The following is a 23437-nucleotide window of genomic DNA, read 5'->3' on the forward strand; positions in this document are numbered from 1 at the left end:
AGGAGCTTGATACGAAGAAGGGTTTGAACTGGTATGATTATGGGGCGAGACATTATGATACGGCGTTAGGAAGGTTTACGACTAATGACAGATTTGCCGAGAAGTATTATTCGATGTCTCCGTATCAGTACGGGGCGAATAGTCCGGTTGTTAATATTGATGTGAATGGAGATAGTATTAGAATTTGCACTGAAACTCAGTCCTTTGGTCACACATGGATTAGTGTTGGTGAAGGATCTAATATGACTGTTTATAGCTACGGACGATACAATGGAACTAATAAAGGGCCAGATAGAAGCTCTAATTCTTTAGGAAATGGTTCCGGTGTTCTTTTAAAGTTAATGGGGGATGAAGCAAAAGCTTACAATGACAAAAAAAGCAGCTGGTGGAATGTCTGTATTTGTAGTAACAGATGTGGCAGATGAAAAAGTTGCTAATATTTTAGACGAAAAGTTTAATTAATATGTCAACTACAATGCCAGATAATCCTAAAAGTGATTATTATAACAGTTCTTCTGCTCGTATTATTGATGAATATAAGCTGACAAGTAATAATTGTACAACAATGGTATCTGACGTGTTGAATAAAAGTGGGTCAAATGCTCTGAAAGGGACAAGGCTACAACAAACAAGTAATTTGGGAACATGGACTACTATTCCTATTGTCAACAGATTTGTTCTTCCAATATCAATGCAGAATCATTTAGTGAGAATATCCAAACCAGGAGGTGTAGTTTATAAAACAAGATAGATTATGAAATGGCTTAGAATTGTGTTTGTTGCCACATCAATAATTCTTTCATTATTAATTATATACGCAATTATTAATTGTGAAATTAGTTATAAATATGAGATTGAAAATCGATGTGGGGATAAGATTGATATCTTATGGGTTGAGGAGTGGCTAAAAGAAACGATTAAAGTGTGGAAGTTTTTTCTATGCTATGTAATCATTAATATCTTTTATTTAGTAGCTTCTCTTGTCAATAGCCGTAAATCTTCAAAAGAAAAATGCAGTTTATCATAAACAAACGCAGTCTCTTTTGTATTGATAATTAGGCCGTCTTGCCTTGATATGAATTGACTATTTTTATCGTTATCCTAACATCAGATATCCCATATCTTGCATGTTAGGATATTTTTTTGTCATATAACAGTCATACCATTTCTAATGTTGTAACTATCCTCCGTGCCGGGCTACACCCTTTTTTGCAGATGGCTATACCATCGCATAGAAAGGGTGTAGCCATCCGGAGTAAAAGGTGTAGCCTCGTGAAATGTGTCCTACGAATGCTTTTGGCGGGGATAATAGCGGCTTGCATAGAATCTGTGTTCCTTTGTCCGCGTCTTGTTTTTATACTGCTTCATCCGAAGAAGAAAAGGAAGCGCAAGAATCTACGGTGGCAGATAACATTACCCCGACAGTATAACATATCATATCCGACCATAAAAATCCATGCCCGAAGACCAATGCTCCGAGCGTGGTGTTTCGTATGGCATTCGCCCAATCGACCTGGTATAATTGGCTGATTTCTATGCAATAAGAAAACAGTAAGGAGATTGCGGCCACTTTGAGTATGGATGCCGAAGGGAAGAGAAAGCGTAATCCCCAATAGACCATAGCTGCCCAAAGTGTATCGCCAATATACTCTGCAATAAATTTAGGCAATGCATTGCCATATTTCCGGGAAGCAAGTCCTGCCAATATGATGACGAAAGTGACGGTTAAGTAAATCCAACGTTTGTATTTCACATCATGATGTTTTAGGTCCATTGCAAATTTATGGAAAATTGACAGATATGAGTGAGAAGGAAGAGCTTTTTCGTATTTTTTCCTATCGAACGGTCTGTGTAAGGCTATAAACAGAAAAGCAAATGAAGGGCAATACTATGACACGTATATGGCCAAAAATAACTATTGGTACAGCATGCATGAACTGAGCCGCATGGACGATGAAACAGGCGACCCCTTGCCGGGTGACCGGAGACTTGCACCTATTCCCGTCGGATTTACCGTTCGGAGCGGTGGCACCCAATGGCTGTTCGAGAACAGCGTCCGCACCACAAATCCGGAAGAACTTTGGAAATAAGACTCTCTTGTTTCAAATCTCCCCGAAATCATGTACCTTTGTGGCGATACCTAAAAAAGGGTGTGGCAAGATGATGAACAAGATAAATTCCGTATGCGTATATTGTGCTTCGAGCACAAAGATAGATTCCGTTTATTTCGATGCAGCCCGTGAGTTGGGCACTCTGCTGGGGCAGCGGCAAATTCGCTTGATTAATGGTGCGGGAAATATGGGACTGATGTCCGCTGTGTCCGATGCGGCACTCCGGGCAGGGGGAGAGGTGACGGGCGTCATTCCCCGCTTCATGGTGGAGCAGGGATGGCATCACACCGGACTTACCCAACTCGTGGAAGTGGAAAGCATGCACGAACGGAAAAAGACAATGGCCGACTTGAGCGATGCCGTCATCGCCCTGCCCGGTGGTTGCGGCACCCTGGAAGAACTGCTGGAAATCATCACTTGGAAGCAACTCGGACTGTATCTGAACCCGATTGTGATACTGAATGTCAAGAACTATTTCGACCCTCTGCTCGATATGCTCCGGCAGGCGGTGGACGAAAACTTCATGCGCGTGCAGCACGGTGCCATCTGGCATGTGGCGCAGACACCGCAGGAAGCCGTGGAACTGATATATACCACTCCCTTGTGGGACGCCTCCATCCGTAAATTCGCTGCAATATGATAGGGCTGTTGATGGCTTGGGCAGTAGTGGGGACGGAGGGGATTCCTATTCCATATTCTCCGAGAATGGACGATGGCATCACCGTGGTCCTTTTGTGCTGTTTCTTTCTGTCGGCCTATGTCTTGTCACGCAGCCGCAAGTTCCTGCTGCAACTGGTGAAGGATTTCCTGCTTCATCGCGAACGTACCAGCATATTTGCCACTTCCACAGCCGCCGATATGCGCTATCTGCTGCTGCTCATCCTGCAGACCTGCATCCTAGCAGGCGTCTGTATCTTCAACTACTTCAATGATATACAGCCGGAACTGGTACACCATGTGCCGCCGGGACTTCTATTGGGGATTTACATCGGTATGTGTCTTCTCTATTTGTGCTTGAAGTGGATGCTTTACTCTTTTCTGGGTTGGATTTTTTTTGACGAAAGTGTTACAACGCTATGGCTTGAGTCCTATTCTACGCTACTTTATTACTTGGGATTCGCCCTTTTCCCGTTTGCTCTGTTCATAGTCTATTTTGATTTGAGTTTGCAGCTGACGATAATAATCGGATTGATTTTAGCCTTTTTTGCTAAAATATTGATGTTATACAAGTGGTTAAAGCTTTTTTGTAACAATTTATATGGCGGTTTACTTTTAATTTTGTACTTTTGTGCCCTTGAAATCATGCCTTGTTTTGTGTTATATCAAGGTGTGATGCAGCTAAACAGTTATTTGATAATAAAATTTTAGGACGTTGAAAATTAAGAAAGTACTTGTGTCGCAGCCGAAACCGGCATCAGAGAAATCTCCTTACTACGACATCGCCGAGAAGTATGGTGTGAAAATAGATTTTCGCCCATTTATCAAAGTGGAGAGCCTTTCAGCGAAAGAGTTCAGACAACAGAAAATTTCGGTCTTGGATCATACTGCCGTTATTTTTACTTCGCGTCATGCTATTGATCATTTCTTCCACTTGTGTACAGAATTGCGTGTGACAATTCCCGAAACAATGAAGTATTTCTGCGTGACGGAGGCCGTTGCTCTGTATATCCAAAAGTATGTGCAGTATCGTAAGCGTAAGATTTTCTTCGGAAACACCGGGAAGATTGACGATTTGATACCTTCCATTGTTAAGCATAAGACTGAAAAGTACTTGGTACCAATGTCGGATGTACACAATGATGACGTGAAGAATCTGCTGGATAAGAATAAGATTCAGCACACGGAAGCTGTCATGTACCGTACTGTCAGCAATGACTTTGCTGCAGATGAGGCTTTTGATTATGACATGCTGGTGTTCTTCAGTCCGGCAGGCATCAGTGCCTTGAAGAAGAATTTCCCTGATTTTGACCAGAAGGAAATCAAGATCGGAACATTCGGCTCTACCACTGCCCAGGCAGTCCGTGATGCCGGACTTCGTCTTGACCTGGAAGCTCCCAGCGTGCAGGCACCCTCAATGACGGCGGCGCTTGACATGTTTATCAAGGAGAATAATAAAGGAAAGTAAAAAGAGAGAAATAAGGATTAGGGATTAAGGATAAAGGATAAAGGATAAAGGATGAAAGAACCTATTCACCTCCACCTCCTTTATTCTTTATCCCTAATCCTTTATCCCTAATCCCTAATCCCTAATCCCTAATCCTTGTTTCTCATGCCAAATACCTTGCGTAAGTCCGAACGGTTGGACAAGAAGAAAGTGATAGAGAAGATGTTTGCGGGCGGCTCACGCTCGTTTTCGGTTTTCCCTTTGCGTGTGGTGTATCTGCCGGTGGAGGAGCTGGAGGCACCCGTTTCCATTCTTGTAAGTGTTTCGAAACGCCGTTTCAAGCGGGCGGTGAAGCGCAACCGCGTGAAACGCCAGATACGTGAAGCCTACCGCATGAACAAACACGGACTGCTGGCCGTGCTGACGGAAAAAAAGTGCCGTCTGGCCGTGGCCTTTATCTATCTTTCGGACCAGTTGGTAGACTCTTCTGTCATTGAGGACCGTATGAAGACAGCTTTGGCACGCATTGTCGAGAAGGTAGCGGCAAATGCTGAAGCCGAGCAAACTCCGCAGGTGTCATGAAGCGTCTGCTTTCATATCTGCTGCTGCTTCCCATCTATTTCTATCAGAAGTGCATATCGCCCATGATAGGGCCTTCATGCCGTTTTACCCCCACTTGTTCGCAATATGCGGTGGAGGCCATCAAGAAACACGGACCTTTCAAGGGGTTTTGTCTGGCAGTAAGGCGCATTCTGCGCTGCCATCCCTGGGGAGGTTCCGGATATGATCCCGTTCCATGAATATTCCAGTAGACATACATACACACCGGTTTCCGCAAGTACCCGGAACTGCCATTGCAAATTGCTATCCCGAAACGTTCTCTCCACAGAGCGGCGGATGGTATTCGGTGGGGATACATCCCTGGCATATAGGTCGGAGTGGAGGTGAACACTCTGGAGTTGAAGGTGCTGTGGCTAGCAGGGTGTGCGGCCTGGAGGAGTTAGTGCGTCATCCCCAAGTACTTGCCGTGGGCGAAGCCGGGCTGGACAAGCTGGCAGATGCTCCGATGGATTTGCAGGTGGAAGTGTTCAGACACCAGGCATGTTTGGCAGAGGAAGTGGGAAAGCCGCTGGTGATTCATCTGGTGAAGGCGGTTGATGAACTGCTGAAGGTGAAGCGGGACTTGCGCCCGTCGAATCCGTGGATAATACATGGTTTCCGTGGCAAGGCGGCGCTGGCGGAGGAATATCTGAAACATGGCTTTTATCTTTCATTCGGGGAGAAATACCAGGAAGCAGCCTTGTGCCGGGTACCTGCCGACCGGCTGTTCATCGAAACGGATGAAAGTGAAGTTTCCATCGGGGAATTGTATGCACGCGCTGCCGAAGTGCGCGGCATCTCTCCCGAGGAGCTTGGAGAAACACTCCGGAGAAATGTCTGCAAAGTCTTTTTTAAACCCTAAGAGTTGTTTCTTCGAATAAAGAGTCGTATTTTTGCGCAGATTAAAATAGGAATCAAACAATTCATAGATAATCACTTAAATAATTAATCAGATAACTTAATCATTCGATGAATTTTGTAGAAGAATTAAGATGGCGTGGCATGCTCCACGATATGATGCCGGGTACGGAAGAACTTCTGGCTAAGGAACAAGTGACTGCATACATTGGTTTCGACCCTACTGCGGACTCTTTGCACATCGGGCACCTTTGCAGTGTGATGATTTTGCGTCACTTCCAGCGTTGCGGACACAAGCCGTTGGCACTGATTGGCGGTGCTACGGGTATGATTGGTGACCCTTCCGGAAAGTCTGCAGAACGCAATCTGCTTACGGAAGAGACGTTGCAGCGCAATCTGGCCGGTATGAAGGCCCAGCTCTCCAAGTTCCTGGATTTTGATTCGGATGCCCCCAACCGTGCCGAGTTGGTGAACAACTACGATTGGATGAAGAACTTCACTTTCCTCGATTTTGCCCGTGAAGTGGGTAAGCACATCACCGTGAACTATATGATGGCGAAAGATTCTGTAAAGAAGCGTCTGAACGGTGAGGCACGTGACGGTCTTTCCTTCACGGAATTCACCTACCAACTGTTGCAGGGATACGACTTCCTTCATCTGTATGAAACCAAAGGCTGCAAGCTCCAGATGGGTGGCAGCGATCAGTGGGGTAACATCACTACCGGTGCCGAGCTGATTCGCCGTACGAACGGCGGGGAGGTGTTTGCACTGACCAGCCCGCTGATTACGAAGGCCGACGGTGGCAAGTTCGGCAAGACAGAGTCCGGAAACATCTGGCTCGACCCGCGCTACACTTCTCCATATAAGTTCTACCAGTTCTGGCTGAACGTGAGCGACGAGGATGCCAAACGCTACATAAAGATATTCACTGCACTGTCCAAGGAGGAGATTGACGCTCTAACGGCCGAGCACGAGGCTGCTCCCCATTTGCGCGTCCTTCAGAAGTGTCTGGCCAAGGAAGTGACTATCATGGTTCACTCCGAAGAGGACTATAATGCTGCTGTGGATGCATCCAACATCTTGTTTGGCAATGCAACTTCTGATGCACTGAAGAAGTTGGACGAAGATACGCTGCTGGCTGTGTTCGAGGGTGTTCCCCAGTTCGAAATATCCCGTGATGCACTGGCTGCCGGTGTGAAGGCGGTGGATTTGTTCGTGGATAATGCTGCTGTATTCGCTTCCAAGGGCGAGATGCGTAAGCTGGTGCAAGGCGGTGGCGTTTCTCTGAATAAGGAGAAACTGGCTGCTTTCGACCAGGTGATTACGACAGCCGACCTGCTGGACGAAAAATACCTGCTGGTACAGCGCGGCAAGAAGAATTACTATCTGATTATCGCCAAATAGCGGTATCCTAAAGAGAAGTAATTAAGGAAATAATGCTTCGGCAGTAAAAATAGCCCCGAAATATTTGGATATTTCGGGGCTTCCTTTTATCTTTGCACCGCTTTTTAACAGAAAGCCCTATGTTTGGACTATGGTGTAATGGTAGCACAACAGGTTTTGGTTCTGTTTGTCCAGGTTCGAATCCTGGTAGTCCAACTACGATACAGCTAATTGCAGCTAAAAACCCACTAAAATCGCAAGTTTTAGTGGGTTTTTTTGTTATTCTTTCCCCCTCTTGTTGGCACTATAGGTATAGATTTTTTCTTTTTACGAATCTTTGAACGATATTGCTATATAATTGACACAAATTTATACGGTTTCTCCATTTTCTTTTGTTACATTTGCATCGTGTACGCAAACGATGTGTATTTGATGGCTGAAGTTATAACTTATTAAATGTAGTGCAATCATGAAAACGAACTATGAAATTCGCTATGCTGAGCATCCCGATGATGTGAAAAGCTACGATACGAAAAGCATTCGCTGCGATTTCCTTATAGGGAAGGCATTCTCCCAAAATAAAGTTTCCATTGAGTATAAACTACTTGCAAATCGTACATAAATAGAATATCACTTATTTAAACTTAATAATTTAACGTTATGAATCCGTATTTGAATTTTTCTTTGGAAGGTAAAGTAGCCCTTGTTACAGGTGCTTCTTATGGTATCGGTTTTGCTATCGCTTCAGCTTTTGCAGAGCAAGGAGCAACTATCTGTTTCAACGATATCAACCAGGAGTTGGTAGACAAAGGACTGGCTGCATATGCTGCAAAGGGTATCAAAGTACACGGTTATGTATGTGACGTGACTAATGAACCTGCTGTTCAGGCTATGGTAGCCCAGATTGAAAAAGAAGTAGGCTCCGTTGATATCCTTGTAAACAATGCCGGTATCATCCGCCGTGTTCCTATGCACGAGATGGAGGCTGCTGACTTCCGCCGTGTAATCGATATCGACCTCAATGCTCCCTTCATCGTATCAAAGGCTGTTCTGCCTGCCATGATGAAGAAGGGCCACGGTAAAATTATCAATATCTGCTCTATGATGTCCGAACTGGGTCGTGAGACTGTATCGGCCTATGCTGCTGCCAAGGGTGGCTTGAAGATGCTGACTCGTAACATCTGCTCTGAATATGGTGAATATAACATTCAATGTAACGGTATAGGCCCGGGTTACATCGCTACCCCGCAGACTGCTCCGTTGCGTGAAAAGCAGGCCGACGGTAGCCGTCACCCGTTCGACTCGTTCATATGCGCCAAGACTCCGGCAGGCCGCTGGCTGGACCCGGAAGAACTTACCGGTCCGGCAGTGTTCCTGGCATCGGAAGCTTCTAATGCTGTAAACGGTCACATCCTCTATGTAGACGGCGGTATCTTGGCTTACATCGGAAAGCAACCGAAATAAATTTGAAGGATAATTGAGAAGGTGATAAAGTGGCAGGATAATGTCACTTGTCACCTTTTTCTTTTGGGCGCGGATTACGCGGATTTCGCGGAAAGGATAAGGAAAATCCGTATAATCCGCGAAATCCGCGCCTAAAAGAAAGTTATACAACTGATTAGGAAAAAGCAATGATTATATGAGAAACTTTCTTTTATTATGTATGGCGGCCCTCTGCTGTCTTGCTTGTAACGATAGCAAGACAGTGACTGTTACGGTAACTAATCCGTTGGCGATGGACCGTTCCGATGAGATGGTAGAGGTGTCCATGACCGAAATCTCAAACCGCCTGAATTTGGCAGACACCGCACAGATTGTGGTTCTGAATGTCGAAGGGGAACAGGTTCCCTACCAAGTGACCTACGATGACAAATTAATCTTCCCTGCTACGGTAGCCGCCAATGCATCGGCTGCATATACCGTCCAGGCCGGTACTCCCGTCGATGTGGAGGTAAGGGCTTGTGGGCGGCAGTATCCCGAACGTCTGGACGACATGGCCTGGGAGAACGACTTGGTAGGCTTCCGTGCCTACGGTCCTGCATTGCAGGCAAGGGGTGAACGCGGTTTCGGCTACGACTTGTTCACGAAGCGAGGCACTGCTGCACCGGTACTGGAAGACATGTATGCCAAGGAACTGGATGCAGACTCCTGGAAGCAGGTTAATGAATTGCGCAAGACAGACCCGAAGGCTGCCGATGAGCTGGTACGTACATTCTCCTATCATATAGACCACGGTTATGGCATGGACTGCTATGCAGTAGGCCCAACACTGGGAGCCGGAGTGTCTGCATTGATGGTGAATGATACCATTATCTATCCGTGGTGCTACAAGACGCAGGAGGTGCTGGACAACGGTCCGTTGCGCTTCACGGTGAAGCTGGAGTTCAATCCGTTGGCTGTGAAAGGGGATACTGCGGTGGTGGAAACGCGTCTGATTACGCTGGATGCCGGTTCTCATCTGAACCGTACTGCCGTTTCGTATAGCAATCTAAAGGAATCCTTGCCCATTGTTACCGGTATTGTGCTGCACGAACCGGACGGTGCTGTAGTGGCTGATGCTGCCGGTGGCTATATGACGTATGTAGATCCCACTACCGGACCGGATAATGGCAAGATATTTATGGGGGCCGCTTTCCCTGCCGTTGTGAAGGAAGCCAAAACCGTGCTTTTCCCCATAGAGGAGAAGAAGATGCGTAACAATGCGGACGGTCATGTACTGGCTGTCAGCGACTATGAGCCGGGTGCCGACTACGTGTATTACTGGGGTTTTGCCTGGGACCGTGCGGACATCAAGACGGCTGAAGCCTGGAATAGCTATATGGCGGCATTTGCACAGAAGGTACGCAATCCGATGACGGTGAGTATCCGCTAAGTTGATTTTCCTCCTTTTCCGAAGGCGAAGCTTGAGAAGCTGGAGGCTTGTAACTGTCCGGGCGAATGACAAGTGTTCTCAGAATAAGCTCTTCCCCTTGTAGACAAGTTCTGCAACGTTTTTGGCCTCCAGTTTTTCCATCAGGCGCTTCCGGTAAGTCTGTATTGTATTGATGCTGAGAAATAGTAATTGGGATATTTCAGAGGTGCTCAGTCCTTGCGAGAGATAGGCGAGCACTTCTTTTTCACGTCTCGACAATTCGGGAAGTGCATGTGGTAGGGTGTTTTGTTTTTCCTTGTCCAGTTCGCTGAAAACATTGCTGAAGTATCTGGTTCCGTTTTTCAGTGTACTGATGGCGTCTCTCAATTCGCTGGTGCTGGCATTTTTTGAAACAGCTCCGTTGATGTTTAGGGTGGATAATTTGGCTATGATCCAAGGTTCTTCATGCATGGTATAGATTAAAATGCCGCATTCGGGTATCCGGCTGTGAAGGTGGGATATGAGCTGGAATCCATTCATATCCGGTAGTTCCAGATCGATGATGCAAAGGTCGAATCTCTCTTTGAGGGTCAGTTGTTCCACGTCTTTTGCACAAGTGGCTCCTTTGCACGCCACTCCTTCGAGTTGCGAGGCCAATGCGATGATACCTTCAGCAACAATCGGGTGGTCATCTATTACCAGTATTCTGTATGTTTCTTTGTTTGGTTTCATTCGTTTATGTTAAGCAGTAGGGTGAAAACGTTGTTTTCTGTTGACGAGCATACATTGGCGGTAGCGTTGATGGCTCTGATACGGTCGTTTACGGTACGCAATCCTATGCCGTCATTGTTGTTTGTTGCTGTTTGTTGCTTGTTTGCATTCTTACCGTTGTCTGTAATTTGCAGGGTATATTTATTTTCGTTGTCGGCACGGAGACTGATGACTATATGACTGGCTGAGGCATGTTTCACGATGTTCATGGTGAGTTCTTGTACGATGCGGTACAGCTCATAAGCGGTTTCATTGGGAAGATGGCGTGATGCGTTGTTCTCCGTTGGATGATAGCTGACCTCTATGCCGGTGTTCTCGGCCAGTTTGGCAGCATAACGGTCGAGTATCTGGTCTAGACTGAGATGCTCGAATTCGGGAGGCATCAGTTCGTGTGAGATATTCCGCACGTTGTTTCTCAGTTTGCTGACGAGTGAGGCCAGTTCCTGCTCATTCCCTTTGCCGGCAGAAGTTTCTATCTTCATTTGAAGCCCCAGCAGGTCGTTGGCTATACCGTCATGCAGTTCCTTGGCAAAATATTTGCATTCCTCTTCCAACCCTTCAATGTAGCGGCGTGCCGAGTTCAGTTCGTTTTCTTGCTTTAGCAGTTCAATCTTCTTTTCGGCCATTCGTTTCTTGTGGCGGAGCGTCAACAAAGTAATTAGAGCAAGGCCAGACAGAAGGGCTACAGCAATGGAGGCTTTGAGCAGGAAGGCTTGGTGTTCCAGTTGTTCTTGTTGCAGGTGGGCTATCTCCAATTCCTTTTCTTGCGTGTGATATTTCACGTTGAATTCTGCCATTTGTTGCGTCAGATTGTGCTGTGCCAGCGTATCAGTCCACATGCGGGCACTATCCATATAGGTGTAGGCCAGTTTGGGGTTTCCCAAGGCATCGTAGCATCGTGCCATTTGTGTAAATAATGTTTTGGGCTCGGTACCGGTTTTCCGGTTACGCAGCCAGTGGAAGTCCTTCAAGGCGCGGGCATAGTTTTTGCGGTTTGTTTCGGTGGCTGCCCTCGATTGTATGAATCCTATGGCAGCGATGGAGTTGGATGGTACCCGTTGTACTAGTTTGTTCCCCAATTTCAAGTAGTGGTCTATGGAATCGGGTTGTTCTTTTCGTTCAAAGAGTCTCAGCATGCCGGGCAGGCAGCGTATCTTCCATAAGTCTTCGTTTCCCTCTCCGTGGCAGGCAATGTTCCAGGCTTTGAGGTTGGATTTTTCAGCATCATCCAGCTTGTTCAGTTCAGCCTTTATGGTTGCTCTGATTTGCCAGGTGGTGAAAGCTACGAATGGGTCTTCGGTTCTGGCGGCATGTTCGGTGGCCATGTCGGTATACTTTTCTGCTTCGTCCAGCTGCCTGATATTGAAGTATAGGATGGACACATTGTTGCAGATGTGGGCTATCCAGCTTTCGTCACCATATTGCAAGGCACTGTCCAGTGCTTTATTGTAATAGTAGAGTGTAGAGTCATTCATTTGGTGCTGACGGTAGAGGAGGCCCAAATCGTTGTATACGCTGATGTGCTTTTCCAAATCATCTATCTGCGGCAGGTAGGGGAGCATATTTTTTTTCATGGCAAAGGCTTCTTCTGTCTTTCCCACATAGATCAGCAGTGTGGCTTGTTCGTTCAGCAAGATGGGATACATGAAGGAGTGCTTTACGTTCCGGGTGGCAAAGGCGCTGTCGAAGCTACGTTGCGCTTCATCGTAGTGTCCTTCTTCCATGAGATTGGCTGCCCGGTTGTAGAAGTGTGCCAACAGAGTGTCTGTTGGTATTTCTCCGGCGTGAAGCAGGATAGTGGTTAAAGAAAAGAGGAGTGATAATAGCTTAGTATGGCGTACCCTCATATCGGTATATTTTAGTGGAATTCAATCTGTGCTTAGTTGTTGCAAATATACGTCTTATTCATTTTGCTTTTTATCGGAGATACTGAATTTTTTCTGTATGTGGCTGAAAAATCACCTTTTTCAGTGACAAGGAGTGAAAGGAAAAGTTTATTACTTTGCAAAAAATATTAAGCTTTGTCTGGGAATGATAAATGGCCAAAAGTATCTGTCCGGGTTTGAATGGCAGAGTCTTGTTGTCGTGAGATACGGACGGCATTCCTTATACTTTTGTTATTATGGATTTTCCTTAGAGGGATGGGGATAAAACAAGATTTGTAACTTATGAAAATGTTTAAAATGATGGCTGCCTCCATGTTGGGTGTGGCGTTGTGCTTGGGATTCACTGCTTGCAGTGACGATGACGAAAATGAGAATGGTGAGGGTGGCGAAAACACCGCCACTGTGGTCAATCCTTCGCAAGTGTTTACGGGAGGGCTTCCGAAGTCGGTTTCGGGCATGGCGATTTCTCACAATGAAGAAGGGCTGGTGACGAACATTACAACTGAGGATGGGGATAAAGCCGTCTTTGAGTACTTTCCCGCTACTACAAAGGCAGATGTTGCAAAGGACCGAGCAAGAATCACCGTGACGGATGAAGAGGGCGATGTTACAGAACTGAACTTGCAGCTCAACAGCGATGGTTATGTGGAATTTTGCAACTCAATAGACCACGCTGGTACTCCCGATGCCGATGAGTTTACTTGGGAGATGGAATACGACACTGAAGGCCATCTGGTTGTAATGAAACGCTCTGAAAGCGATGGTGAAATAACGAACATTACCTATAAGGATGGAGATGTGGTGAAGACTTCCACACGTTATGTAGCTAGTGGGGATCTCAATGGTGACGGAATTATCGACAGCAATGACGAGTGGGAGTATAGTGCTGCTATAGACTATACGACGGATAATATAACAGCTCCTATCGAGAATAAGGGCTGCCTGATGTTGTTTGATGAAATACTGGATGTGGATATGGACGAGATGATATATGCCTATTATGGAGGCATGCTTGGTAAGGCTACGAAACATCTGCCGCTTGTAGGGCATTATACATACAATGGCGAGGACTCTGTGTCCGATATGTATTTTACATGGACATTGAATTCCGACAGTTATCCTACGGAACTGGTTGTAAAAGACCAGTGGGATGAATACAGATGTACATTTACTTGGTAATTATAAAACATCTGTTTATTCTTGTGGAACAGGACATGAGCCTATAAAATGTAAGGGGTTGCCTTTTGCCGAGACAACCCCTTCTTATTTTATGTGGAATTTATTGTGACAGCAGATGTTGGTAACTTTCTGCTGTTTCAAGTTTATAATACTTTGAATTCATATCCCTCTTCCTTCAGGAAGTCAATGGCGCGCGGCAATGCGTACTGCAGGTTTCCGTTGCACCAGGATTTCAAGGAATCGTGGAAGGTGATGATGGAGCCGTTGCGGGCGTAGCGCATCACGTTGGCTAGCACTTGCGGACCGCGCAGCTTCTTGCTGTAGTCGCGGGTCACGAGGTCCCACATCACAATCTTGTAGGTTCGTTTCAGCGTGAGATACTGGTTGGCGAACATATGGCCGTGGGGAGGGCGGAACAAGAGAGGGTAGAGAACCTTCTCCACATTGCAATTGATGTCCCCACCCATTTCCATGAAAATCTTCGCCTGTTCGGTATTTCCCAGATAATTCTTGGCCGTGTATTCAAATCCACGGATATGGTTGAAGGTGTGGTTACCGATGCGGTGCCCACGCTCAACGACCATCCGGAATTCGTCCGGATGCTTCCGTATGTTGTCACCTACCATGAAGAAGGTGGCTTTGATGTTGTGCTTATCCAGCAGGTCGAGCACCCAGGGAGTTACTTCGGGGATAGGGCCATCGTCGAAAGTCAGATAAACGGCTTTTTCATTGGGGTCCATCCTCCAGACTGCACCGGGATATAGTTTGCGAAAAAACTCAGGAGGTTGTTCTATAAACACGTGATTAATGATTAATTAGGGATTAAGGATTAGGGGTTAAGGATTAGTTATTAATGATTAGTGATGAACTGCACAGGCTAATCCCTAATCCTTTAATCCCTAATCCTTATTCTCACTCCTTCATTCTGTCCACATACATATTATACAGTTCTTCCACCTTCGGCTCGTAGATTTCGGCGAGCTTGGAGTTGTACTTCTTCATGGCCTTCACCTCGGCATCGAGTACAGCCCAGTGGTATTCAAATTCACGGGTAGAAATCATGAAGCGGTTGTCGTCCAGGCTCAGATACCAGGTCAGGTACTCTACAGCCTTGTCAGCAAGGGCTTTCATCATCTCGTCCGCCTTGGCGGTTTCGCCCAGTTGGTAGTAGGCTTCCGCCATCTGTACGGCACCGTTCTGCCAGTCGTAAGGCACGTTGTAGGCGGGAATCATCTTTTCGGCATAGTCCAGGGCGGCTTTTGCCTTGTCTTTCTTGCCCTCACGCATCAGCTGCTGCACGAGTTGGGAGAAGATGCGACGGTGAGAGTGACACATGCGCATGGCGTTCTCGTCGATATAGATGCCCGGCTTGTCGATGCCACCGAACTTGAACTTGTTCATTAGGTTGTCGTACATCTTTTCGGAGTCTATTGTCACGCCCGTCTTACTGGTGTCGAACGGAGTGAAACGATAGGCAAGACCTTCCTGAACGAAGTGGTTCTCCATGTTCAGCTGGTTCTCCCTGCCTACGCTGACAGCGATATAGATGGGGCGTTCCCAGTTGGCCTCGCTCAGCATTTCGAGCATCATCAACTCGCTCTTGTAGAGGGCGCGTTTGCCTTTCAGCGAAATGTGCATGTAGTCGGGGATTGAGTCGCCCGGTATCATCATGCCGCTGCGGCGCACGGCTTCCTTGTCTACCTTGATGACAATGCTGTCGGTAGGAATCACCTTCAAGTCCTGATTCTTGTTGCGCACCCAGTTCTTGAGGATATTCTTTAGCTCATACGGGTTGTCACCGAATTCTTTCTTTACATTGACCAGTGCTTCGGGATTACCGTCCAGTGCCTGCTTCTCGGCTTCGGCATAGAGCTGGTCGATGCTTTTCTTGTACTCAGGCTGGATGGGGACGTATTCGTTGGTGCCTTCTACGTACTCCATTCGGTCCCACGTGATGGGGAGAGAAGGACTGTCGTAGGCGGGGCGCTTCATCTGGTCGATGTACCAATCGGTCTGCAGGTACGAGAGGTTGCAGGTGCGGGCGTCGGTACGGAAACCTTCGGTCTCCTGGTTGTACCAGAGGGGGAAGGTATCGTTGTCACCGTTGGTATAGATAATCGGGTTGCCGCTTTCTTGTAGGGACATCAGGTAGTTCTGGCCGAAGTCGCGTGCCATGTAGCGGTCGCTGCGGTCGTGGTCGTCCCAAGTCTGGCTTGCCATCTGCACGGGGACAAAGAGGCAGGCTACGGAAACGATGGCGGCAGCAGGCAGTTCCTTCATCTTGGCATAGTCTTGAAGCAGACGGACGAGTCCTGCCACACCCATACCAATCCAGATGGCGAAGGCGTAGAACGAACCGGCGTAGGCATAGTCACGTTCGCGCGGTTGGCTCGGAGTCTGGTTCAGGTAGAGCACGATGGCAATACCGGTCATGAAGAAGAGGAAGAAGACCACCCAGAATTGCTGGATGCCTTTCTGCCCACGGTAGGCTTGCCATAGCAGGCCGATGATACCCAGCAGCAGGGGCAGGCAGTAGAATACGTTGTGTCCCTTGTTGTCTTTCAGTTCCTGAGGCAAGAGGCTCTGGTCGCCCACCAGCCAGTTGTCGATGAACGGGATACCGGTAATCCAGTTGCCGTGTTCAATTTCTCCGCTGCCTTGTATGTCGTTCTGGCGTCCGGCGAAGTTCCACATGAAGTAGCGCCAGTACATCCAGTTGAGCTGGTAGGAGAAGAAGAACTTGATGTTTTCCCACTGTGTGGGCATGTTTACCATAATCATGTTACCGCATTTGTCATAGGGCACATCGTAACCCTTGATGTCCTGCCAGGCATGGTATTGTTGTGTATGGGCACTGCTGTACATACGCGGGAACAGCATGTTCTGGGCATATTCGTACTCAATGCGTCCGGGGATTTCGATGTACGAATCCTTTTCATCGGGTGTAGCTTTCTCCTTGCGGATGAACTTCGTGCCGTTGTACTTGATGCGCGGTTCGCAGTAACCGTCTTTCACGTCCAGCGCCACTTGCGAGGAGAAGGCAGGGCCATAGAACAGCGGGCGTGTGCCATACTGCTCGCGTCCCAGGTATTCGCCCAGTGTGAAGATGTCTTCCGGAGAGTTCTGGTCCATCGGCGTGTTGGCGGTGGAGCGGATGACGATAAGTGCATACGAGGAATATCCGATGACAATCATCATGGTGCAGAGCAGCGAGGTGTTCAGCGTGCGTGCCGATACGCGGAATTTTTCTTTGACGGCTGCCTGCGTCTTCGGACGGAGGTAGAGCCACAATGCGGCAATGACAATGACACCGATAACTACCGAGCTGGTACCGTGTCCGTAGAACGGGATACCCAGCATGGCGATGGTGAGTATGAACGAGAGTGCCATACGTGCCTTGTTGCGTTCGGTATAGCTTTCGTAGATACCCCAGATGAGGCAGGCTGCCAACAGGATGATATATACGATGACACCCGTGTTGAAGGACATGCCCAGCGTGTTGACGAAGAGCAGTTCGAACCAGCCGCCCACTTTCACGATACCCGGCACGATGCCGTAGAGTACGGCTGCTACCAGTATGCCCGAAGCGAGCAATGCCAGCAGGGAACCTTTTGCGTTGGCATTGGGCACCTTCTTGTAGTAATACACCAGTACGATGGCGGGCAGGCAGAGCAGATTCAGCAGGTGCACGCCGATACTCAGACCGGTCAGGTAGGCAATGAGAATCAGCCAGCGATCACTGTGAGGCTCGTTGGCAACGTCCTCCCATTTCAGTATGAGCCAGAATACGACGGCAGTGAACAGTGAGGAGAAGGCATACACCTCGCCTTCCACAGCGCTGAACCAAAAGGTATCGCTGAACGTGTAGGCAAGTGCGCCCACCAGACCGCTACCCATGATGGTAACCATCTGGCCGCGTGTGATATTGTTTTCGTCTGTCACCACAAGTTTGCGTACCAGGTGCGTGATGCTCCAGAAAAGGAACAGGATACATGCGCCGCTCATCAGCGCGCTCATGTAGTTCACCATCTTGGCAACGGTGGAGGCGTCGGAAGCAAATTGTGAGAATAGGTTGGCTACCAGCATGAAGAACGGTGCGCCGGGCGGGTGTCCTACTTCCAGCTTATAGCCGGTGGTGATGAACTCCGGGCAGTCCCAAAAGCTTGCAGTAGGTTCGATGGTCATGCAGTAGACCGTCGCTGCAATGAGGAAGGTAATCCAGCCTACAAGGTTGTTTACGGTTTTGTACTGTTTCATTCAGATGAAATTCGTTATTATTCAGTTTTGTTTTTTACAAGCTGTTTTGCCATCGCTTAGTCAACGTATTGGCATATATGGGCGCAAATATAATGATTTCGCTTCTAAATAGGTGACAATAAGCAGCATTATTAGGATAGGTTAAGGGATTTGCTGCATCTATAGATGCAGCACGGTGGAAGTATAGATGCAACGCGGTGGATATATAGATGCAACAATGATGATTCTATAGAGGGAATATCCGGCCGATAAAGGGGGATGCGGAAAGGAAGTATCCTCCTTGCTTGTCTAAATGAATCTTTCGTTTATAACCGAAAATCTAGCCTTTTTCGCAAACTTTTTAGGTTATGAACGAAAGAGTTGATAGAAATATTCGTTTATAACCGAAAATTGTTATCTTTGCAACTAAAGTTTAGGTTATGGACGAAAGAATGGATATACTTAGGAAGTACAATCTCTGGACAGAAGGAGATTTTGACTTTGGTTTCATGCGGGTAGCTTATACCGGCAGAATCATGGACTACGTAGGCAATCGTCTTGTAAAGGTGCTCATCGGCCAGCGGCGTACCGGAAAAAGTTATGTGTTGAGACAGATAGCAAGGGAACTGATAAGAAACGGTGTCCCTCCGCAGAACACCTTGTTCATCAACCGGGAACTGAGCGACTTTGCTTTCTTGAAGACTCACAAGGATTTGGAAGAGTTGGTGGCGCTTTATAAAAGCGAACTGCACCCTCAGGGAAGGATATATATTTTCATCGACGAAGTGCAGCTCATCGAAGAATGGGAAAAGTCGGTCAATTCTTATTCGCAAGACTATACCGAGGAGTACGAGCTCTTTATCAGCGGCTCCAACTCACGGATGCTGTCCGGTGAGCTTGCCACGCTGCTTTCGGGGCGATACGTCCAATTTCCGGTATATCCCTTCAGCTATCAGGAGTATACAGAGATAAGGCATCTGGAACAGAACCGTGAGAGCTATATGGGCTATATGAATACGGGCGGAATCCCGGAACTTTTTATCTTGCCCGAAAAGCAGGAGGTGCAGCGCAATTACTTGTCTGCCTTGAAGGACACCATCTTGCTGAAGGACATCATCCAACGCTACAGCATACGTGACCCCCGGCTGCTTGAGGACCTTTTTGCGTTTCTTGTAGGCAATGCCTCCAATTTAGTGTCCATCGGCAACATCGTGAACTATTTCAAGAGCCAAGGCCGGAAGACGAGCTATGATGCCGTGGCTGCCTACATAGGCTATATCGAAGACTCGTTCTTGGCGTATCGTTGTGAACGCTTTGACTTGCGCGGAAAGGAAATACTGTCCGGTACGGCGAAATATTACATCAACGACCTTGCCTTTAAGAATTTCCTCTATCCCGGAACAGCCTATGGTGTGGGTTATAAACTGGAGAATCTTGTCTATCTGGAGTTGCTTCGGGCGGGCTATGATGTCTATACCGGATGTGCCAAAGAAAAAGAGGTGGACTTCATCGCTCGGAAAGGTGACCGTACGATATATCTGCAATCCACCTACATGCTGGTAGATGAACAAACGGTGCGCCGTGAGTATGCTTCGTTGGAGGCGATACAAGATAATTATGAGAAACTGGTTGTCTCGCTTGATGACTTCTGCCTGCCGTCCAATGAAGGAATACGGCATGTGCGGGCGTGGGAACTAGGTGGATTGCTTGAAAGATAGGGATATTTCTGTAAATGTGACAAAAAGCATTGCTTTTGTCTTTGCTTTCTCGGCGTATCAAGGCTTTCGGAGATATATTTTCAATTTATTAGGAGGAGGTATGTTTTGATATATTCCTTATAATCTGTATTTTATATGTTTTTGTTCTCGAATTTCCTTTCGTATAGACAGAGAGATGGAAATACGGGGGATCCTCATACGATAGAAAATACAAAGTGTCAGAATGGTAAAAGTAGAATACCCACCATTGATGTGAATAACATTAATGATGGGCATTCTACAATGTGTTGAGTTATATCGACGTTACGTTACTTCATTCGTTATCAAGCTTGCCACTTCGGAAGTTCCGATGGTGCGGACACTCACCACGCGGTGTGCTCCGTTTTCATCTTGCTCAAAGCATAGTTTCTGGTTGTGGGTATCGTTCTCATAGACATAAAGTACGCCGGCTGAGTATGTTCCCGTCAGGGTGAACTGCGGTTCCACTTTGGCTGTAAAGGTGAACGGCTTCGTGTTGTCTATCTCTGTAAAGATAACAGGTGAGTTGTTGATGGCAGTTCCATCCGGCGAACGGAAATAGTCTGTCTGCGGACCGGCAACAAACTTCAGTGTGTCGTTGAATACGGTGACATTGTTCTCTGCCCCGTTCTTGGCTTGGGTAAATTGTATGTTACTGAGTTTGACGTTGCAGGATGAAAGTGTTTCTTTCTCTACTGCCGCATCCGGTTTACTCTCGGCGCAACCAGTCATTAAGATGCTCATAAGCAATCCAAAATATAAATGTTTATTTATTGTGTAATTGTTTTTTGTTTATGTTGCAAAGTTAGTGAATTTAGAGTCTTTCAGTAATACTCCCTCTTTGAACCACAACTCAAATACCGGGTTGGAGAATATGTACTGCTCCCCTTTATCGACCAATGTGCCGTATTGAAAAGGTGATTTTATGGGCTGCTTGTTCTTGATTTAATGACAAATATACAGATTATATATTCATGTATAATTTCTTTTCTTTTATTTCTATTCAGCCTTGTCGTTTTCCAATCCCCGCCCTAATTCTGCTCAAACTCACCGGAGTAATCCCCAAATACGTAGCAAGGCATTCCAGCGGGATTCTTTGCAGCAGTTCCGGGTTATTCTTCAGCAGTACTTCGTACCGTTCGGCTGCGGAAGTAAACAGCAAGGGGATGAATTTCTCTTCAGTCTGCAGGAATTCTGTCTCTGCAAACTTGCGTCCCCAATTGGCGATGTGGATGTCTTCTTGGAACAATCTTGCCAGGACACTCTGTTTCAAGACGTAAAGAATGACGTCCTCCATGCATTCCACGGTTTCATAACCGGGTGCGTTGGCGATGTAGCTTTTCAGTGAAACGACTGTGGCTCCCTCGGCACCAATCCAAAAGGTGATTTCTTTACCTTTCGCTTCCACGTAGGCGCGGACAATACCTTTTCCGACGAAGAAAATGTTTCTCTCCGTCTTTCCGGCTTCCAGTATGAGGGAACTTTTGGGGTAAGCCACTTCCGTGATGTTCTCCACCAGCTTGTCGACAGATGCCTTTGGCATTGGATATATGGTATGGATAATATCGTATTTGTTCATTATCAGGCAAGTATTGGTTCTTAGTGTGGCAAAGATACGATTTTCGACCTTATCCGGTGCTTCTTATCAAATGTAAAGTGGCAGGAGTACGGGAAAGGTTATCTTTGCTCCCTCTTTAAATGTATAATGAAACAGAAGAATTGAGTATGAACTGGATTATTTTGGTTGTAGCCGGACTGTTTGAGTCAGGCTTTGCCTTTTGTCTGGGAAAGATGAAAGGCGTTACGGGTACGGAATATTATCTTTGGGGTGCAGGCTTTCTTGTCTGTCTGGCCATCAGTATGTTGCTGCTTGCCAAGGCGGTGCATACGTTACCTATCGGGACGGCCTATCCCGTGTGGACGGGGATAGGTGCGGTAAGTACGGTAATATTGGGGATTGTATTCTTTGATGAGTCGGTTTCCTTCATCCGTTTGTTCTTTATTACTACGTTGATAGCTTCTATTGTAGGTTTAAAGATGACTTGATTCCTACGATTGCTGCGGAACAATGCGATGTAAACTTTTGACTTGAAAAAGGATGAACGTGAGCAAAAAAGCCCTATTTTTGCTCACGTTATTGAATTCTGAATAAGTAGTAAACACAAATATGCCATGAAAAGTAAAACTCTTGCATTGATTCTATTATGCTACGCCGCTTCATTGGGCGCCAAGGTAAAACTGCCTGCACTGGTAAGTGACAATATGGTTCTTCAGCAACAGACGGAAGTAAAACTGTGGGGAACGGCTGCACCGAAAGCCGAAGTACGCGTCACGCCTTCGTGGAATGGACAGACAACGACTTGCCGTGCCGATAAGGACGGACGTTGGCTGCTTGCCGTGAAAACTCCGGCAGCAGGATACACGCCTTATGAGATAACCTTTGATGATGGAGAAAAAACTACGTTGACGAATGTCCTAATCGGTGAAGTATGGCTTGCTTCCGGTCAGAGTAATATGGAAATGCCCTTGAAAGGTTTTGCCGGCTGTTGCATCATGAATGGGGTGGATGATATCATAGCTTCTGCCGAAAATAAGGGTGTGCGCATGTTCACCGTTCCCAAGCATCAGACGTATGAACCGCAAACAGACTGCGAAGGTAGTTGGAACCTCTCCTCCATCGAGACCGCACCCGATTTCAGTGCAACAGCTTACTATTTCGCAACTTCACTGAGCCGTGCCCTCCGTATTCCCGTGGGTATCATCAGCAGTGCCTACGGTGGAGCCACTGTGGAAGGTTGGATAAGCCGGGAGTTGCTGGAAAACTATCCGGACATTTCCCTCAACCCCGATTCCATCGAACGCCTGCACCCCATGCACCGCCCCATGCTGATGTACAATGCCATGCTGAAGCCGCTTCAGAACTATACCATAAAGGGATTCATCTGGTATCAAGGCGAGTCTAACGTAGGCCGCCATGAAACATATGCCGAGCGCCTGGCCGACATGGTGCAGCTGTGGCGCAAGGAATGGGGACTGGGCGAATTGCCTTTTTACTTTGCAGAAATAGCTCCTTATGCCTATGGAGGCACTCAGCAAGAGAAAGCTGCCTACCTGCGCGAAGCGCAATTTCGTGCCCAAAGCCAGATTCCGAACAGTGCCATGATTTCTACCAACGACCTTGTGGAACCTTACGAGATATACAACATCCATCCCCGCAACAAGAGGAAGGTGGGCCAACGTTTGAGTTATCTGGCATTGAACCTCACCTATGGATTGAAGCAGATACACTGTTTCGGCCCACAATATAAGTCATGGACTGCTAAAGGCAATGAAGCCTGGGTTTCTTTCGACCACCTGGAAATGGGTATCTGCCGTAACTATGACCTTCGTGGCTTCGAAGTGGCAGGCGAGGACCGTGTATTTCATCCTGCCGATAAAGTATGGCTGCACTGGCAGACGAATGAAGTGGTAATCTCTTCAGAAAAGGTATCCCATCCCGTCAGCGTGCGCTACTGTTTCCATGATTTCCAGATTGGTACGATGATTGGCGGAAATGAATTGCCTACCATTCCGTTCCGTACGGATAATTGGTGAAAGAACGGAAAGTAGATAAACACTTTCATTATACTATAATATTAGGCGCGGGTTACGCGGAATCCATGGATGCAGTAAACTAAATCCGTGTAATCCGCGCCTAAAAGAAAATATCCAGAGGGTTTTGT

The 23437-nt window shown here is 47.0% G+C and carries 23 protein-coding genes, 1 tRNA gene and 1 pseudogene; 18 read left to right on the top strand and 7 right to left on the bottom strand.

Features of this window, described 5'->3' with window-relative positions:
- Both DWY57_RS21415 and DWY57_RS17320 read left to right on the top strand, forming a co-directional pair.
- Positions 1-425: RHS repeat-associated core domain-containing protein (locus DWY57_RS21415; protein WP_279387046.1), on the top strand; the 425-nt coding region annotated here is incomplete at its 5' end.
- A gap of 329 nt (positions 426-754) precedes the next feature.
- Positions 755-1027, top strand: a complete 273-nt coding sequence (locus tag DWY57_RS17320; RefSeq protein WP_009037544.1) for a hypothetical protein — start codon at positions 755-757, stop codon at positions 1025-1027.
- 327 nt (positions 1028-1354) lie between these two features.
- On the opposite strand, the gene DWY57_RS17325 is transcribed toward DWY57_RS17320, so the two are convergent.
- Positions 1355-1753, bottom strand: a complete 399-nt coding sequence (locus DWY57_RS17325; RefSeq protein WP_117601091.1) for a DUF2809 domain-containing protein — start codon at positions 1751-1753, stop codon at positions 1355-1357.
- Between the two features lie 148 nt (positions 1754-1901).
- Here DWY57_RS17325 and DWY57_RS17330 point away from each other — a divergent pair, with 148 nt between their 5' ends.
- From DWY57_RS17330 to DWY57_RS17385, 12 genes and pseudogenes are all read left to right on the top strand, one after another.
- A complete protein-coding gene (locus DWY57_RS17330) occupies positions 1902-2090 on the top strand; it encodes a hypothetical protein (RefSeq protein ID WP_009037546.1) in 189 nt (62 codons plus the stop codon).
- A 73-nt stretch (positions 2091-2163) separates the two neighbouring features.
- Positions 2164-2751: a TIGR00730 family Rossman fold protein gene (locus tag DWY57_RS17335; protein WP_117601092.1), complete on the top strand. Its 588-nt coding sequence runs from the start codon at positions 2164-2166 to the stop codon at positions 2749-2751.
- Positions 2748-3479: a DUF4271 domain-containing protein gene (locus tag DWY57_RS17340; protein ID WP_117601042.1), complete on the top strand. Its 732-nt coding sequence runs from the start codon at positions 2748-2750 to the stop codon at positions 3477-3479. Before DWY57_RS17335 ends, DWY57_RS17340 begins: the two co-directional genes overlap by 4 nt.
- A gap of 4 nt (positions 3480-3483) precedes the next feature.
- Positions 3484-4236, top strand: coding sequence for a uroporphyrinogen-III synthase (locus DWY57_RS17345; protein ID WP_005834069.1), 753 nt, complete (start codon positions 3484-3486; stop codon positions 4234-4236).
- Positions 4237-4380: 144 nt separating this feature from the next.
- Positions 4381-4797 (top strand): ribonuclease P protein component, encoded by a 417-nt coding sequence (gene rnpA / locus DWY57_RS17350; RefSeq protein WP_119962147.1) that lies wholly within the window; start codon positions 4381-4383, stop codon positions 4795-4797.
- Positions 4794-5015, top strand: a complete 222-nt coding sequence (gene yidD, locus DWY57_RS17355; protein WP_005831056.1) for a membrane protein insertion efficiency factor YidD — start codon at positions 4794-4796, stop codon at positions 5013-5015. The genes rnpA and yidD overlap by 4 nt, the downstream gene beginning before the upstream one ends.
- Positions 5012-5677, top strand: coding sequence for a TatD family hydrolase (locus DWY57_RS17360; RefSeq protein ID WP_117881053.1), 666 nt, complete (start codon positions 5012-5014; stop codon positions 5675-5677). The genes yidD and DWY57_RS17360 overlap by 4 nt, the downstream gene beginning before the upstream one ends.
- 107 nt (positions 5678-5784) lie before the next feature.
- Positions 5785-7077: a tyrosine--tRNA ligase gene (gene tyrS, locus DWY57_RS17365; protein ID WP_005834072.1), complete on the top strand. Its 1293-nt coding sequence runs from the start codon at positions 5785-5787 to the stop codon at positions 7075-7077.
- 124 nt (positions 7078-7201) lie between these two features.
- A tRNA-Gln gene (locus DWY57_RS17370) sits at positions 7202-7272 on the top strand.
- A gap of 253 nt (positions 7273-7525) precedes the next feature.
- Positions 7526-7660 (top strand): annotated as a pseudogene (locus tag DWY57_RS17375) (5-keto-4-deoxyuronate isomerase); the annotation flags it as partial.
- 56 nt (positions 7661-7716) lie between these two features.
- Positions 7717-8520 carry a gluconate 5-dehydrogenase gene (locus DWY57_RS17380; RefSeq protein ID WP_117601044.1) on the top strand — a complete coding sequence of 268 codons (804 nt, stop codon included), beginning with the start codon at positions 7717-7719 and terminating at the stop codon, positions 8518-8520.
- Positions 8521-8695: 175 nt separating this feature from the next.
- Positions 8696-9928, top strand: coding sequence for a DUF4861 domain-containing protein (locus DWY57_RS17385; protein WP_117601045.1), 1233 nt, complete (start codon positions 8696-8698; stop codon positions 9926-9928).
- A gap of 78 nt (positions 9929-10006) precedes the next feature.
- Here the strand turns inward: DWY57_RS17385 and DWY57_RS17390 are convergent, their stop codons facing one another.
- A complete protein-coding gene (locus tag DWY57_RS17390) occupies positions 10007-10639 on the bottom strand; it encodes a response regulator transcription factor (protein WP_098032031.1) in 633 nt (210 codons plus the stop codon).
- A complete protein-coding gene (locus DWY57_RS17395) occupies positions 10636-12525 on the bottom strand; it encodes an ATP-binding protein (RefSeq protein WP_117601046.1) in 1890 nt (629 codons plus the stop codon). The genes DWY57_RS17390 and DWY57_RS17395 overlap by 4 nt, the downstream gene beginning before the upstream one ends.
- A gap of 321 nt (positions 12526-12846) precedes the next feature.
- Between DWY57_RS17395 and DWY57_RS17405 the strand changes: the two genes are divergently transcribed.
- Complete coding sequence (locus DWY57_RS17405) at positions 12847-13743, top strand: DUF4595 domain-containing protein (RefSeq protein WP_005831035.1); 897 nt, start codon at positions 12847-12849, stop codon at positions 13741-13743.
- Between the two features lie 143 nt (positions 13744-13886).
- On the opposite strand, the gene DWY57_RS17410 is transcribed toward DWY57_RS17405, so the two are convergent.
- The gene (locus DWY57_RS17410; protein ID WP_005831030.1) at positions 13887-14543 is read right to left on the bottom strand and encodes a polysaccharide deacetylase family protein; all 657 of its coding nucleotides are present in this window, start codon (positions 14541-14543) and stop codon (positions 13887-13889) included.
- Between the two features lie 112 nt (positions 14544-14655).
- Complete coding sequence (locus DWY57_RS17415; protein ID WP_117878865.1) at positions 14656-18000, bottom strand: DUF2723 domain-containing protein; 3345 nt, start codon at positions 17998-18000, stop codon at positions 14656-14658.
- A 419-nt stretch (positions 18001-18419) separates the two neighbouring features.
- On the opposite strand from DWY57_RS17415, the gene DWY57_RS17420 reads away from it, so the two are divergent.
- Positions 18420-19697: an ATP-binding protein gene (locus DWY57_RS17420; protein WP_119962148.1), complete on the top strand. Its 1278-nt coding sequence runs from the start codon at positions 18420-18422 to the stop codon at positions 19695-19697.
- A gap of 303 nt (positions 19698-20000) precedes the next feature.
- Here DWY57_RS17420 and DWY57_RS17425 read toward each other — a convergent pair whose 3' ends face one another.
- Both DWY57_RS17425 and DWY57_RS17430 read right to left on the bottom strand, forming a co-directional pair.
- Entirely contained in the window at positions 20001-20459 is a 459-nt protein-coding gene (locus DWY57_RS17425) for a DUF1349 domain-containing protein (RefSeq protein ID WP_119962149.1), read from the bottom strand.
- Positions 20460-20718: 259 nt separating this feature from the next.
- Positions 20719-21294 carry a Crp/Fnr family transcriptional regulator gene (locus DWY57_RS17430; protein WP_117601050.1) on the bottom strand — a complete coding sequence of 192 codons (576 nt, stop codon included), beginning with the start codon at positions 21292-21294 and terminating at the stop codon, positions 20719-20721.
- Between the two features lie 146 nt (positions 21295-21440).
- Between DWY57_RS17430 and DWY57_RS17435 the strand changes: the two genes are divergently transcribed.
- Together DWY57_RS17435 and DWY57_RS17440 are read left to right on the top strand one after the other, a co-directional pair.
- Positions 21441-21761, top strand: coding sequence for a multidrug efflux SMR transporter (locus DWY57_RS17435; RefSeq protein ID WP_117601093.1), 321 nt, complete (start codon positions 21441-21443; stop codon positions 21759-21761).
- Between the two features lie 126 nt (positions 21762-21887).
- Positions 21888-23309 carry a sialate O-acetylesterase gene (locus DWY57_RS17440; RefSeq protein WP_119962150.1) on the top strand — a complete coding sequence of 474 codons (1422 nt, stop codon included), beginning with the start codon at positions 21888-21890 and terminating at the stop codon, positions 23307-23309.
- The last annotated feature ends 128 nt before the right edge of the window (positions 23310-23437 follow it).

Source organism: Bacteroides sp. AF25-5LB (assembly GCF_003602965.1).
Classification (GTDB): Bacteria; Bacteroidota; Bacteroidia; order Bacteroidales; family Bacteroidaceae; genus Bacteroides; species Bacteroides uniformis.

What these genes read in the sequence shown, in the direction of transcription:
- DWY57_RS17320 (WP_009037544.1), top strand. Translation starts at nt 755, where the DNA reads ATGAAATGGCTTAGAATTGTGTTTGTTGCCACATCAATAATTCTTTCA.
- DWY57_RS17330 (WP_009037546.1), top strand. Translation starts at nt 1,902, where the DNA reads ATGGCCAAAAATAACTATTGGTACAGCATGCATGAACTGAGCCGCATG.
- DWY57_RS17335 (WP_117601092.1), top strand. Translation starts at nt 2,164, where the DNA reads ATGAACAAGATAAATTCCGTATGCGTATATTGTGCTTCGAGCACAAAG.
- DWY57_RS17340 (WP_117601042.1), top strand. Translation starts at nt 2,748, where the DNA reads ATGATAGGGCTGTTGATGGCTTGGGCAGTAGTGGGGACGGAGGGGATT.
- rnpA (WP_119962147.1), top strand. Translation starts at nt 4,381, where the DNA reads ATGCCAAATACCTTGCGTAAGTCCGAACGGTTGGACAAGAAGAAAGTG.
- yidD (WP_005831056.1), top strand. Translation starts at nt 4,794, where the DNA reads ATGAAGCGTCTGCTTTCATATCTGCTGCTGCTTCCCATCTATTTCTAT.
- DWY57_RS17360 (WP_117881053.1), top strand. Translation starts at nt 5,012, where the DNA reads ATGAATATTCCAGTAGACATACATACACACCGGTTTCCGCAAGTACCC.
- tyrS (WP_005834072.1), top strand. Translation starts at nt 5,785, where the DNA reads ATGAATTTTGTAGAAGAATTAAGATGGCGTGGCATGCTCCACGATATG.
- DWY57_RS17380 (WP_117601044.1), top strand. Translation starts at nt 7,717, where the DNA reads ATGAATCCGTATTTGAATTTTTCTTTGGAAGGTAAAGTAGCCCTTGTT.
- DWY57_RS17385 (WP_117601045.1), top strand. Translation starts at nt 8,696, where the DNA reads ATGAGAAACTTTCTTTTATTATGTATGGCGGCCCTCTGCTGTCTTGCT.
- DWY57_RS17390 (WP_098032031.1), bottom strand. Translation starts at nt 10,639, where the DNA reads ATGAAACCAAACAAAGAAACATACAGAATACTGGTAATAGATGACCAC.
- DWY57_RS17395 (WP_117601046.1), bottom strand. Translation starts at nt 12,525, where the DNA reads ATGAGGGTACGCCATACTAAGCTATTATCACTCCTCTTTTCTTTAACC.
- DWY57_RS17405 (WP_005831035.1), top strand. Translation starts at nt 12,847, where the DNA reads ATGAAAATGTTTAAAATGATGGCTGCCTCCATGTTGGGTGTGGCGTTG.
- DWY57_RS17415 (WP_117878865.1), bottom strand. Translation starts at nt 18,000, where the DNA reads ATGAAACAGTACAAAACCGTAAACAACCTTGTAGGCTGGATTACCTTC.
- DWY57_RS17420 (WP_119962148.1), top strand. Translation starts at nt 18,420, where the DNA reads ATGGACGAAAGAATGGATATACTTAGGAAGTACAATCTCTGGACAGAA.
- DWY57_RS17425 (WP_119962149.1), bottom strand. Translation starts at nt 20,459, where the DNA reads ATGAGCATCTTAATGACTGGTTGCGCCGAGAGTAAACCGGATGCGGCA.
- DWY57_RS17430 (WP_117601050.1), bottom strand. Translation starts at nt 21,294, where the DNA reads ATGAACAAATACGATATTATCCATACCATATATCCAATGCCAAAGGCA.
- DWY57_RS17435 (WP_117601093.1), top strand. Translation starts at nt 21,441, where the DNA reads ATGAACTGGATTATTTTGGTTGTAGCCGGACTGTTTGAGTCAGGCTTT.
- DWY57_RS17440 (WP_119962150.1), top strand. Translation starts at nt 21,888, where the DNA reads ATGAAAAGTAAAACTCTTGCATTGATTCTATTATGCTACGCCGCTTCA.